Origin of the sequence: Paenibacillus sp. RUD330 (genome assembly GCF_002243345.2) — a bacterium.
In the GTDB taxonomy this organism is placed as follows: domain Bacteria; phylum Bacillota; class Bacilli; order Paenibacillales; family Paenibacillaceae; genus Paenibacillus_O.
This window is the reverse complement of sequence record NZ_CP022655.2, coordinates 835,842-848,344: the sequence shown is the minus strand read 5'-3', so window position 1 is coordinate 848,344 and position 12,503 is coordinate 835,842. Positions and strand designations below refer to the sequence as shown.

Genomic DNA, 12,503 nt, shown 5'->3' with positions numbered 1-12,503 from the left:
CTCCGCTTAATCCAGCAGTCCCTGCTTTTGCAGGAAGTCCTTCGCCACATCCGCATATTCCTTCTTGTCGATGTCCACCTGCGCGTTCAGCGCCTGCACCGTCTTGTTGTCCAGCTTCGCGGAGACGTCGTTCAGCACCTTCTCCACATCGGGGTTCTTCTCCAGAACCTCGCCCCGCACGACCGGCGCGACGAAGTACGGCGGCCAGAATTTCTTGTCGTCTTCAAGCAGCACGAGATCGGGATTGGTGAGGTCTCCGTCGGTCGTGAAGCCGACCGTCAAGTCCGCTTCTCCGTTCATGATGACGCGGTACTTCACGCCATAGTCGAACAGCTTGATGCTTTTGAAGTCCATTTTGCCATAAAAGGCATTCAGTCCCTTCAAGCCGTCCTCCCGCTCCTCGAACTCGGGAACGGCAGCCATCCGCAGCTGCGGTGCGAGCTTGGGCAGATCGGAGATCTTATGCAGGTTGTACTGGTCGGCGACCTTCCTGGTCGTGACCAGGCCCTGGGAGTCGTTGGCTTCCGTCGGCTTCAGCCAGACAAGGCCGAACTTCTCCTTGTATCCCTTGGATACCTCGTCGTACACCGCTTGCGCGTCCGTCTTCGGAGGCAGCTGCAGCACGTTGATGAGTCCCGTTCCCGTATACTCCGGATACATGTCGATATCGCCCTTCTTGAGCGCTTCATGCGCGACGAGCGTGCCGCCGAGATTCAGCTTGCGGTCTACCTTGTAGCCCGCATGCTCCAGCGCCAGCGAGTACATCTCGCCCAGTACGAGCGATTCCGTAAAGTTCTTGGAGCCGACCGCGATCTCCGGCTTGCCGCTGCCGCTTGAGCCGCAGGCGCTCAGCACCGCGCCCATCAGGACGATGCCCGCTCCTATCCAAGCTCTCTTCGCCAAGCTGTTCCTCTGCATGTTCGTCTTCATTCCCGACACCCCTTCTATATTCGTTGAAATCTCGATGCGTAACGCTCCAACCCGGACAAGGCCAGCTCCATGAGGACAGCCAGCGCCGCGACCGGCAAAGCCCCGACCAGCAGCATCGGGAAGTTGTACAAGCCGAGCCCGTTGATGATGAACGTCCCGAGCCCGCCGCCTCCGATGAACGCGGCGAGCGTGGCGCTCGCGACGACTTCCACGGCCGCTGTCTTCAGCCCGGAGATCATCAGCGGAGCGGCCAGCGGCAGTTCCACCCGGCGCAGCAGCCTGCCCGCCCCCATGCCCATGGCGGACGCCGCCTCCAGCACAGAGGGCTCGACCTTGCGGAAGCCGAGATAAGTGTTGATGAGGATGGGCGGACAGGCCAGCAGCGTAAGCGCGGCGAGCGCAGGCGTGAAGCCTGTGCCCAGGATCGGGAGCAGGATGACGAGAACGGCCAGGCTCGGAATGACCCGCAGCGAGTTGAACAAGCCCATGACGGGCGCGGTCAGACGGCTGTATTTGGCGCAGAGGATTCCGAGAGGGATGCAGATGGCCGCAGCGATCAGAAGCGCGTACAGGCTGATCGTCACATGGGTCTGCACGGCTTCCCAGAACCGCTCCCGGTTTTCCGTTATGTACCGAAATGCTTCCGCAACCATGGATTCCCCGCCTTCCCTAAAAGACAATCTATAGTAGATACCCTATCCAACCGGCCCTCCAATCAGACCTGGCGTGACAACTTTTTCCGCGCCGTATGAAAAAACCAGCCGGAGATCGGCTGGATGGGGTTCGCAGATGTGAAAGGCGCCGTGGATCCGCCGCCCCGTCTTGCAGGCCTGCGTGTCGGCGGCATCGGCTTGAGTCCAAGGAATCAAGGGGATGGAACGGCTGCTCCGACCGTTGCCGCAAAGGTCATTCCCAGGGATGGTCCACGCCGAGAAAATCGGCAAAGCGCTTGGATTCCTGCCTGCGCCGCCGGCGGATCTCCGCTCTCGCCGGAGCGGACTCGAACAGCTTCTTCTCCTCCTCCGTCTCCGGCACGATATCGGGCACCGGAGCCGGGCGCTTGTCCGGCCCCATGGCCACGAACGTCAGGAAGGCCGTCGCCGCGACCATCCGCTCCCCGCTCATGAGATCCTCCTTGACGATCTTCACGAACACCTCCATCGACGACCGGCCGCTCCAGGCGACATAGGCCTCCATCGTAATGCTGTCGGTCGGGCGGATCGGGTGGAGGAAGTCCACGGAATCCGTCGATGCGGTCACGGTCGGCATCCGGCAATGCTTCATCGCCGCGATGGAGGCGATATCGTCGATATAGGCCATCAGCTTGCCGCCGAACATCGTCTGATGGTTGTTGACATCCGGCGGAAAGATGCGGGCCGTCTTGAAGCAGCGGGATTGGCGCACGAATTTGGATGGCTGCATGGATATTCTCCTCCTGCTCACTGGCTGGATGACCCAGCCGATCGGTTTTATCGAATCGAATGTACCCTTTTTTTCCCGATAAGATCTATTCTTTTTAGAAATATAGGATAAAGTGCATGAATTCTTAGAAATATATGTTCATGTCCGCCATGATTTCTCGATGCACCCTGATCATATTCCGATTTCATGCCGCTTTCTGTCCCCTAACGGGATCCATGAAATGGAAAATGAATTCATCGCCGCCGGCAGGGATTTGTTATCGCTTTCAAGAATATAATGCTGAATAAATTCATCCTTGCCTACATCGCCGGTTCTCATTCCAAGCCGATTGAAAGAGGAGATGAATGCGCATGAGTTGGAGTTTAGTCGAAATTTTGGAGAACAGCGCAGCAAGCCATCCCGCGCGTCCCGCCTACGTCTGGGGCGGCCGGGAAACAAGCTATTCCGAGCTGATGGACCAAGTGATGCAGTGCGCGTCGGGGCTGGCGTCCCACGGAATCGCCAAGGGAGACAAGGTCGTGCTGCTTCTCGGCAATTCGCCCGAGTTCGTCATCGCCTATTACGGCATCCTGCGCATCGGCGCCGTCGCGGTTCCGGTCAACCCGACCTACACGCCGGAGGAGATCGCTTACGTGCTGGACAACAGCCGCGCCCGCGCAGTCATTGCCGCCTCTCCCCTGGAGCCGGTCGTCCGTGCTCTGCGCCCCCGCCTTCCGGAGCTGAAGCTGGTCGTCCTCACCGGAGCCGGCACGTCTTGGGATGAGCTTCTGGGCGCTGGCGGCGGCGATCTTGAATCCGCTTACATCAAAGACGGCGATACGGCGGTCATCCTCTACACCTCGGGTACGACAGGCAAGCCGAAGGGCGCGATGCTCTCCCATCGGAACTTGGCGACCAACGCGGAATCGGTCCATTCCATGTTCAAGATCGATCATGAGGACCGCGCCGTCGTCGTGCTGCCGATGTTCCACATCTACTCCATGACGGTGTGCGTCAACGCTCCGCTCGCAGTCGGAGCAGCGCTCATCATCATGCCGCGCTTCCAGCCGGCCGAGGTCATCCGCACGATCCGCGACGACAGGGCGACGATATTCTCCGGCGTGCCGACGATGTACAGCTTCCTGCTGCAATTCCCCGGCGCGTCGGCCGCAGACTTCGCGGGCATCCGGCTCTGCTCCTCCGGCGGCGCTTCGCTGCCGCTCGAGGTGCTGAACCGATTCGAGGAGAAGTTCCAGACCGTCATCTATGAAGGGTACGGATTGTCCGAAGCCAGCCCGGTCACCGCCTTCAACCCTCTCGGGGGCATCCGCAAGCCGGGCTCCATCGGCGTGGACATCCCGAACGTGATCAACAAGGTCGTGGATTCCGAAGGGCGCGAGGTGCCGCGCGGCGAGGTCGGAGAGCTGATCGCTCAAGGCCCCAACATCATGCAGGGCTATCTCGGCATGCCGGAAGCGACGGCCGCGACGCTCCGGGACGGCTGGCTCTACACAGGCGACATGGCCCGGATGGACGAGGAAGGCTACATCTTCATCGTCGACCGCAAGAAGGACATGATCAACGTCGGAGGCTTCAACGTCTATCCGCGCGAGGTGGAGGAAGTCATCTACCAGCATCCGTCCGTATTCGAGGCGGCGGTCGTCGGCGTGCCCGACGAGGTGTTCGGCGAGCGGGTCAAGGCGTTCGTCGTCCGCAGCGATGACACGCTTGCGGTCGACAGCCTCTTGGAGTTCTGCCAATCCAGGCTGGTGAAATACAAGATTCCGACGATCGTCGAGTTCCTGGCGGAGCTGCCGAAGAACAGCTCCGGCAAAACGCTCCGGCGGGCTCTGAGGGAAAAGTAACGCTTCGTATCCGGCCCGCTGTTCGGCAGAATTCTTGTTTCATGGTACAAGAAAAACGGCAGATCCTCGGGATTTGCCGTTTTTTGCGGATATTCATGCCGTTGACGGTTAAGCAGGCCAACCGTTGATGCCTTTCATTTCCAGGAGCCGCAGCATTTACGCGGTCAACCGTCAACGGACCGATTGCTCTTCCCTGCAGGCGCCAGAGAGGCTTTCCCGCCGCCGGCCTGCCTTCCGCCCCGGGTGGCGAGGAACACGCCGCCGAGAATGACGGCCAGCCCCGCGAGCAGGTTCCAATGGAGAGGCTCGCCGAGCAGCGAGTATCCCCAGACGATGGCGCTGACCGGCACGAGATACGTGACCATCGTGGCGAACTCCGGGCTTCCCTTCTGGATCAGGTAGTAGAAGATGATGTACGCGATGCCGGAGCCGAATACGCCGATGCCGGCCAGCGCCCCGATGAACGAGCCTGAGCTGAAGGCTGCAGTCGGAAATGGCTCCGTGGAGAAGGCGGCGATTCCGCTCCCGGCTGCGGAGCACAGCAGCGTTCCGAAGGTGAGCTGATACATCGACAAGCCTGTCAGGCGCCTGGACAGCTGCGAGCCGATCCCGTAGCAGAGCGTCGCCGCCAGCATGCAGGCGAAGCCGATGCCGTCGACGGAGATGATCGTGGACGGGTTGACGCCGAGCAGCACCATCATCCCGGCGAGAGCTGTCAGCATTCCCGCCCACTGCAGCCTTCCGGCCGCATTCCGGAAAAAGAGCGTGCCGACGATGATCGTCCACAGAGGTGTCGTCGCGTTCAGGACCGACGCCATTCCGCTGGAAAGCCTCGTTTCGCTGAAGCCGATGAGCGCCCATGGAACGGCGGTGTTGAAGAGAGCCATGACAGCCATGGGAATCCAGGGCACGGAGCGAAGCCCGAACGGCTTGCGCAGCAGCAGCATGACGGCGGTAATGGTGACGAGGCCGAACGAGGAGCGCAGGAAAGCGATCATCCACGGACCCGTTTCTTCGAGCAGAAGCTTGATGAAATAGAAGGAGCCTCCCCAGATCAGGCTCAGAGCGACGAGTGCCGCATACAGCGATTTTGGCATATGAACTCCCCCTGCGATGCCATTCAGGCATGGCTATTGAACGGTCCTTCTATTAAAAGGGCTGAAGGTCCGTTTGTAAATGCGATGCGGGGGATTTTCCCCCTCCAAAAGTTGTATTGTCATTCCAAGCGTTGTCCTCTACACTGAACCAAGGCCGGAACGGCGGGCTGTCCAGCCGCAAATGCCGGCATCCAACCTCCACGAACGGAGTGATCGATTCCATGTCCAGAGCTCTTTTGCCCGTCCTTATCCTGATCATGGGCCTGCTTTATATTTTCGTCATTCCTTCCGATCCGGAAGGAGTCAAAATCGTCTTCAAGCTGATCCCGATGGCGCTCATCATCCTGTATGCCTATCTCGGCAGCTTCGGCGGAAGGCGCCGCTATCCTGCGCTCGTGCTCGCAGGCCTATTCTTCTGCGCTGTCGGCGACGGCACGCTGCGCTGGTTCGTCGTCGGCTTGTCCGCCTTCCTGATCGGGCATCTCTTCTACATGTCGGCTTTCTTCGGCAGATGGCGGTTCTCCCGGCTGCGCTTCGCAACGATCGTTCCGATCGCCGTCTTCGCCTTCCTCATGGGCAGCAAGCTCATCTCTGCCCTCACAGCCGACGGCAAGACGGAGCTGATCCTTCCCGTAGCCGCCTATGTGGCCGTCATCTCCCTGATGGCCTGGTCCGCCATCATGTCGGGCAATCGCCTCGCCATCGCGGGCAGCCTGCTGTTCATGATCTCGGATTCGATCCTGTCCTGGAACATGTTCGTGTCCGATGTCGCTTATTCGGGCTACTGGATCATGCTGACGTATTACGCCGCGCAGTTCCTCATCGCCGGCAGCCTTCGCTCGGGTGGCGCAAAGTCCTCGTATCCATCCGTATCCTATACGGATTCGGCGCTTTGACAGGCAGACGAGCACGCGTCCGATATCAGGGAACAAGGTGGCCTGCCCCTTTCAGGGGCATCGCTTCGAACCGCCGGGAGCCTTCCGCCATCGGTCCCTGTCCCCGCCTCTTCCGCTTATGATCCTAACATGCGCCCTCTTTCGCTGTCTTGCTCTTACATAGGCTTTGACCGTTCGGCGCGAGCCGGGCGTCGGACCCGGCCGGACTTTCCTTAAGGAAAGTCCGGCTTTATGCCTATAATATTCCTTTACAGGAATATTCCTTATATGGTATATTCCAATCATGGGACGGCAATGATGAAGGGAAAGAGGTGAGCGGGATGATTGGATCGGCAAGAGCCGTGCCGGAGTGGAGCTTTTCCTTGCATCCAGGCGACAACAGACAGCTATGGATATAACGACATTCGGAGCTTTAAGCGAGCCAAGCCGACTGCGGATCGTCGAGCTGCTGTCGACGGGGCCGCTCATGGTCGGAGAAATCGCCGAGCGGCTTCAGATCCGGCAGCCTCAAGCCTCCAAGCATCTGAAGGTGCTGCTTGAGGCCGGTCTCGTAGACGTGACGGCGGAGGCCAACCGCCGCAGCTACAGCCTCCGCGTGCAGCCCCTGCGGGAGATGGATGCTTGGCTGGATCGCTACCGGCGCATTTGGGAAGACCGGTACGACGCCTTGGAGGACTATTTGCTCAAGCTGCAGGCAGCGAACGGAAATGCGGATGAAGACTCGCAGCGGAAGCCGGAGTAGACCCTTTTCAAAGTCACACGCATGCTCAAGTTCATGACGGTCGAAGGCAGAGCCGGCATAAGAACCTATGCGGACAATCGATATGAGGAGGAAATAAAGTGAACAAAATGACTCTCAAGGCCGAAGGCAATACCCTTGTTCTGGAGCGGGTTTTCCCGGCTCCGCGCAAGCTGGTCTTCCAAGCCTTCACCGACGGCGAAATGCTCAAGCACTGGTGGGGACCGCGCGGCTGGGAGCTGACCTTCAGCCGGATGGATTTCCGTCCAGGGGGAAGCTGGCATTACTGCATGAAGTGCGTGGACAAAAACCAAGGCGACTTCTTCGGCATGGAATCATGGGGCAAGACGGTCTATGAAGAAGTAGCCGGCGGCGAGAAATTCACGGGCATCGATTACTTCTCGGACGCCGAGGGAATCGAGAACACCGACATGCCGCCCGGCCGCATCATGCTGTTCTTCGAGGATGTCGAAGGAGGCACCAGGGTGACGAACCATACCGTATACGCGAGCGCCGAAGCTCTCAAGAGCGTGATCGATATGGGCATGGAGCAAGGCGTCACGGAAACTTGGGATCGGTTGGAGGAATATGTGGCTGCGGCTTCGAAAGCCTAGAGATGGGGAAGCTGCCGGATCGCGGCAGCTTTTATCCGTTGGCGGCCGCCTGTCTCCGCATGATCGGAGGCTGCCGGATCCCCTCCGCCATCCTGCCTCATGCCCTCTTTTCGAATCGCTGCCGATTCCGTACCCGGAAGAGAAATGGATTCCGGTCCAGCAGACGGGAGAATGCCGATGAACAAGCCGATAGCCGGGAAGCTCCTGCATGAGCTTTTCCCTTCCATCGCAACCATTCCCGCCGCGGAGTGGGAAGCGTCCCATCCCCGGACGAAGACGTTTCAGCCCGGCTCGACCCTCTTCAACCGGGGTGATGCCGAGCATTACTCCGTATTCCTGCTCTCGGGAACGGTGCGCCTGTCCCAATTCGCCGAGGATGGCCGGGAAGTGCTCGCCAATCGGCTGGCCGCCGGGGATATATGCGCCATGATGGTGCTCAGCGGCCTCAGCGAACGCGATTATCCCGGCGTGATCGTGGCCGAGACCGAGGCGAAGGCCGTTTTTGTGGACAAACAGTCCTTCCTTCGCTGGATCCAGGTCTATCCGCCCCTAAGGAACGCAGTATTCGGCAATATCCTGGACGGCATGATCTCCATGGGCAGCCATCTGGCTGCGGATACCCGTTCGCTGGAGGCGCGGCTGGCCGAGCTCCTGCTGGAGAAGACGGCGGAGACAGATCCATCCGTCCGGCTTACTCATCAGCAGCTTGCGGCGGAGCTGGGCACCGCCAGGGAGGTCGTCAGCCGCATGCTCGCCCGGATGCGGAAGCAGGGATGGATCCTCGCGGCCCGCGGCTTCATAACGATTCTGGATCGGCATGGATTGGCCGCCAAGGTTGGTGACCAAGGTCACAGAAGATGACGGCAGCACCTGCTAAAGTGATGTCAGCCGCTCTTTTCCGGAATGGCGAGATTACATTGCAGGAGGTTCATTTCCAATGACTACATTGACCGCCGGGACGCCCGCTCCCGACTTCTCCCTCGCCGATTGGCAGGGCAATCCGATTCGCCTCGCCGATCTTCAGGGACGCAAGGTGCTGCTCTCCTTCTTCCGCAACGCCGCTTGCGCTCTGTGCAACCTGAGGGTGCAGCAGCTGAAGAAATGGTATGGGGAATGGTCGGAGCAAGGACTCGAAATCATCGCGGTATTCGAATCTCCAGCCGCTTCCCTCCGCGAATACGTCGGCAAGCAGGATGCCGCCTTTCCCATCGTCGGCGACCCGGAGGCAGAGCTGTACCGTCTGTACGGCGTGGAGGTCTCCGAGCAGAAGTTCAAGGCTACGGTAGCCGATCCCGGAACTCACGCCCACATCCGGCAAGCGGCGGCGGCAGGCTTTGTCCTTGCCGAAGAAGAGGGAGCGAACATGCACCGCATTCCCGCAGACTTCCTTATCGATGAGCAGGGCATCGTGCAGGCTGCCCATTACGGGAGCCTGGTCACCGATCATTTGCCGCTGGAGGCTGTCGCCCGCTTTGCCAAGACCGGCTGATCGTCAGGCCGGGCAGCGCACAAAAAGCGTTCCTCCCAAGGGGACTGACCCCAAGGGAGGAACGCTTTTTGTTCTTCAACAATCGGCTAGAAGGAGCCGGACGCCGCCGCCAGCACCTTCTTGATCGCCGAAATCCGCTCCGGCACAGGCGGCCTGAGGGCCTGCCCGCCTTCGCGGACGGCGGAGCCGAAATGAACCTCGCTCACGCCCGTTTCCCGCAGGAAGCCTTCCAGCGAGTCCATGGTCAAGCCGCTTCCCGCCAAAATCGTCATTCCGCTCCCTGCCGAGGCTTGGACGAGCTGCCTCAGCCTGGGCATTCCCTGGAGCGCGGAGGGCTGCCCGCCGGAGGTCAGGATGCGGTTGACGGCAGGATACAGGGTCAGGATCTCCAAGGCCGCAAGCTGATCGCAGACAGCGTCGAATGCCCGGTGGAAGGTGACATCCAGCCCTTCGGCTTCGCCCAGCAGCAGCTTCAGCGCCTCCTCGTCGACCGTTCCCTCCGGCGTCAGGGCGCCAAGGACGACTCCCGCCGCTCCCGACCTGCGGATCACCCGGATGTCCGCCCGCATCGCCAGCAGGTCGAGCTTGTCGTAGACGAACGACAAGCTGTGCGGCCGCACCATGACGTTGACCGGAATCGACACCGCTTTGACGGTTTCCTCGATCAGCCCCGGTCCCGGCGTCAGGCCGCCCTCCAGCATGCCGGTCACGAGCTCGATCCGGTCGGCTCCGCCGCTTGCCGCCAGCACCGCATCCGATACGCGGGTCGCGATGATCTCAAGCTTCATCCCAGCCGCCTCCTCTTCGGTCTGCCGGTCCCGCCCGCCTTGACAGCTGCGGCCATCACGACTCCGCCAGGGCGCGGTTCGCCAGATTGGTCAGCACGGCATCGTCCATGGGCGGGTTGTGCAGGCCCGCGCGGACATCCCGGTACATGCGCTCCAGCGGGTAGCTGCGGGACAGGCTCAAGCCGCCGACGATCCGCATCGCCTGATCCACGATGGAGATCGCCGCATTGGTGGCGATGTATTTGGCGAGTCCCAGCTCCGTCTTCAGCTCTGCGCGGCTTTCCTCATCGCGGTCCCAGCGGTCCGCGACCCCATACAGGTACGAGCGGGCGGCGAGCCATTCGGCTTCGATCAGCCCGAGCTGGCGCTTGATGTTCGGCAGCTCGGCGATCGGCACGGTCAGCGAATTCGGCTTGTGGCTGCGGGCAAATTCCAGCGCGAAATCGCGCGCCGCCCAGGCGATGCCGATATAACAAGCCGGAATATGGAGCATCGACGCCTCCGTCGGCATGGGCGGAGCGGCCAGCGGCGCCGGCTCCAGGCCGATGATCGTCTCCTCGTCCGGAACGAACGCGTCGCTCAGCACGACGTCATGGCTTCCCGTCGATCTCATCCCGAGCGTGTTCCAGGTTTCCTCGACCTTGACGCCGGGACCGCTGCGTACGAGGAACGAGCCGACCTTATCGCTGCCCTCAAAGCCGGCCGTCACGGTGAACCGCTCCAGGATCGGACTCAGCGTGCTGAAGGTTTTGCGCCCCGTCAGGAGCCAGCCCCCGTCGGCCCGTCTCGCCGTCGTCTCCGGCCGGCCTCCCCGGGTAGGGCTTCCCGTCGCCGGCTCGCTGGCGAGCTCGTTGATGACGATGCCGTCATGCGCGATATCCTGGCACAGCCGGGCGAACAGCGGCTCCGGCCACAAGCGGGACAGCCTCAGCTTCATCAGCGTGTGGACATGCCAGCCGACGGCCAGCGCGGTCGAGCCGTCGCCGCGGGCGAGACGCTCCTGCGACAGCACAAGCTCGTAGGCGGATGCCTCCTCGCCTCCGTACGCCTCCGGCACGGTCAGCTTCAAGTAGCCGGATTTCTTCAGCTCCTCGAAGTTTTCATAAGGAAACGAGCCTTCCCGGTCATGCTCCGCCGCCCTGGGAGCGAACAGGCCGGCAAGCCGGTCCGCCCTCTCCGCGATCGCCGCCTCGCGTTCATTGCGGATATAAGGATCCATCGATGGTGTCATCTTCTCAGCCGCCTTTCCTGCGAACTCATGAAGGATAAGATGCCCCGTCAACGGCATAGGGCATGAATTATTCACATCCTAACATAGTTGCCCGATAGGGAACCAGGCTTATCCCCGGGCTTCTGTTCAAAAAAAAGAACTTATCTCCGAGGAAATAAGTTCTTCATGCCGCCGCCTTGCTCCTTGCCGGCAATTGCGGCCGTTCCGTCTTCCGGGAAGAAGCGGTTATCTCGCTTGAATATATCCTTCCGCCTTCAGCAGCTCGGCGATCAGTACCGCTCCGCCTGCCGCTCCGCGCAGCGTGTTATGCGAGAGGCCGACGAACTTGAAGTCGTAGACGGAGTCCTCGCGCAGACGCCCGGCCGAGACGCCCATGCCGCCCTCGATGCCGCGGTCCAGCTTCGTCTGCGGACGGTTCTCTTCCTCGAAGTAGGTGATGAACTGCTTCGGCGCGCTCGGGAGGCCAAGCTCCTGCGGACGGCCTTTGTAGTTTTTCCACAGCTCGAGAATCTGTTCCTTGGAGGGCTTCTTCTCGAAGGAAGCGAACACCGTCGCCATATGCCCGTCGGCTACCGGCACGCGGATGCACTGCGTCGTGATCAGCGGCGAGCCGGCCTTGACGATCTCGTCGTTCTCGATGCGGCCCCAGATGCGGAGCGGCTCCTGCTCGCTCTTCTCTTCCTCGCCGCCGATGTACGGAATCACGTTGTCCAGCATTTCCGGCCAGTCGGCGAAGTTTTTGCCCGCGCCGGAGATGGCTTGGTACGTCGAGGCGACGACCGTCGTCGGCTTGAATTCGCGCAAGGCATGGAGAGCCGGCACATAGCTCTGGATGGAGCAGTTCGGCTTGACCGCGATGAAGCCGGTCTCCGTGCCGAGACGCTTGCGCTGGGCCGCGATGACTTCGATGTGCTCCGGATTGATTTCCGGAATCACCATCGGGATGTCCGGCGTCCAGCGATGCGCCGAGTTGTTGGAGATGACCGGCACGCCCGCCTTGGCGTAAGCTTCCTCCAGCGCCTGGATCTCGTTCTTCTTCATATCCACGGCGCAGAAGATGAAGTCCACCCCGGAGGCGACCTCCTCCACCTTGGACGCGTCCTGCACGACGATCCCCTTCACCGGTTCCGGAATCGGAGTCTCCAGCTTCCAGCGGCCCTGCACGGACTGCTCGTATGTCTTGCCCGCCGACCCGGCGCTTGCCGCGATCGCCGTCACCTCAAACCAAGGATGTCCATCCAGCAGCTGCACGAAGCGCTGCCCGACCATGCCCGTTCCGCCGACGATGCCGGCCTTCAGTTTTCTCTCTGCCATTCGAATTCCATTCCCCTCTGCGTATGATGAAAAATTGCTGCCTTTTTCTACTACCTATTCAGCCCGCCGGCCCGATGTACCGCCTGCTGCCTAGATAGGCTGGAAACTCAAGCTGTCGCCGACGGACATTCCGAGACCG

At 61.0% G+C, this 12,503-nt stretch carries 13 protein-coding genes; 6 read left to right on the top strand and 7 right to left on the bottom strand.

Annotated elements, in window-relative coordinates; translation table 11 throughout:
- Nucleotides 1-6 precede the first annotated feature (6 nt).
- From CIC07_RS03840 to CIC07_RS03830, 3 genes are all read right to left on the bottom strand, one after another.
- Nucleotides 7-930 carry an ABC transporter substrate-binding protein gene (locus CIC07_RS03840; RefSeq protein ID WP_234993031.1) on the bottom strand — a complete coding sequence of 308 codons (924 nt, stop codon included), beginning with the start codon at nucleotides 928-930 and terminating at the stop codon, nucleotides 7-9.
- A 14-nt stretch (nucleotides 931-944) separates the two neighbouring features.
- Nucleotides 945-1,583: an ABC transporter permease gene (locus CIC07_RS03835; protein ID WP_076358612.1), complete on the bottom strand. Its 639-nt coding sequence runs from the start codon at nucleotides 1,581-1,583 to the stop codon at nucleotides 945-947.
- Between the two features lie 253 nt (nucleotides 1,584-1,836).
- Entirely contained in the window at nucleotides 1,837-2,352 is a 516-nt protein-coding gene (locus tag CIC07_RS03830) for an acyl-CoA thioesterase (protein WP_076358611.1), read from the bottom strand.
- A 350-nt stretch (nucleotides 2,353-2,702) separates the two neighbouring features.
- Between CIC07_RS03830 and CIC07_RS03825 the strand changes: the two genes are divergently transcribed.
- Nucleotides 2,703-4,196: a long-chain-fatty-acid--CoA ligase gene (locus CIC07_RS03825; protein ID WP_076358610.1), complete on the top strand. Its 1,494-nt coding sequence runs from the start codon at nucleotides 2,703-2,705 to the stop codon at nucleotides 4,194-4,196.
- A 164-nt stretch (nucleotides 4,197-4,360) separates the two neighbouring features.
- On the opposite strand, the gene CIC07_RS03820 is transcribed toward CIC07_RS03825, so the two are convergent.
- Nucleotides 4,361-5,293, bottom strand: coding sequence for a DMT family transporter (locus CIC07_RS03820; RefSeq protein ID WP_076358609.1), 933 nt, complete (start codon nucleotides 5,291-5,293; stop codon nucleotides 4,361-4,363).
- A gap of 221 nt (nucleotides 5,294-5,514) precedes the next feature.
- On the opposite strand from CIC07_RS03820, the gene CIC07_RS03815 reads away from it, so the two are divergent.
- The 5 genes from CIC07_RS03815 (at nucleotide 5,515) to CIC07_RS03795 (ending at nucleotide 9,031) form a co-directional block, all read left to right on the top strand.
- Nucleotides 5,515-6,189, top strand: a complete 675-nt coding sequence (locus tag CIC07_RS03815; protein WP_076358608.1) for a lysoplasmalogenase — start codon at nucleotides 5,515-5,517, stop codon at nucleotides 6,187-6,189.
- A 388-nt stretch (nucleotides 6,190-6,577) separates the two neighbouring features.
- Nucleotides 6,578-6,931 carry an ArsR/SmtB family transcription factor gene (locus CIC07_RS03810; RefSeq protein WP_076358607.1) on the top strand — a complete coding sequence of 118 codons (354 nt, stop codon included), beginning with the start codon at nucleotides 6,578-6,580 and terminating at the stop codon, nucleotides 6,929-6,931.
- Between the two features lie 107 nt (nucleotides 6,932-7,038).
- Nucleotides 7,039-7,542 carry an SRPBCC domain-containing protein gene (locus CIC07_RS03805; RefSeq protein WP_076358847.1) on the top strand — a complete coding sequence of 168 codons (504 nt, stop codon included), beginning with the start codon at nucleotides 7,039-7,041 and terminating at the stop codon, nucleotides 7,540-7,542.
- A 177-nt stretch (nucleotides 7,543-7,719) separates the two neighbouring features.
- The gene (locus CIC07_RS03800; protein WP_076358606.1) at nucleotides 7,720-8,403 is read left to right on the top strand and encodes a Crp/Fnr family transcriptional regulator; all 684 of its coding nucleotides are present in this window, start codon (nucleotides 7,720-7,722) and stop codon (nucleotides 8,401-8,403) included.
- A 76-nt stretch (nucleotides 8,404-8,479) separates the two neighbouring features.
- Nucleotides 8,480-9,031: a peroxiredoxin family protein gene (locus tag CIC07_RS03795; protein ID WP_076358605.1), complete on the top strand. Its 552-nt coding sequence runs from the start codon at nucleotides 8,480-8,482 to the stop codon at nucleotides 9,029-9,031.
- A gap of 86 nt (nucleotides 9,032-9,117) precedes the next feature.
- On the opposite strand, the gene CIC07_RS03790 is transcribed toward CIC07_RS03795, so the two are convergent.
- The 3 genes from CIC07_RS03790 to asd all read right to left on the bottom strand — a co-directional run bounded on the left by CIC07_RS03790 (nucleotide 9,118) and on the right by asd (nucleotide 12,364).
- A complete protein-coding gene (locus tag CIC07_RS03790; RefSeq protein ID WP_076358604.1) occupies nucleotides 9,118-9,819 on the bottom strand; it encodes a copper homeostasis protein CutC in 702 nt (233 codons plus the stop codon).
- Nucleotides 9,820-9,874: 55 nt separating this feature from the next.
- A complete protein-coding gene (locus tag CIC07_RS03785) occupies nucleotides 9,875-11,050 on the bottom strand; it encodes an acyl-CoA dehydrogenase family protein (RefSeq protein WP_076358846.1) in 1,176 nt (391 codons plus the stop codon).
- A gap of 225 nt (nucleotides 11,051-11,275) precedes the next feature.
- Nucleotides 11,276-12,364, bottom strand: a complete 1,089-nt coding sequence (gene asd, locus CIC07_RS03780; RefSeq protein ID WP_076358603.1) for an aspartate-semialdehyde dehydrogenase — start codon at nucleotides 12,362-12,364, stop codon at nucleotides 11,276-11,278.
- Nucleotides 12,365-12,503: the final 139 nt, after the last annotated feature.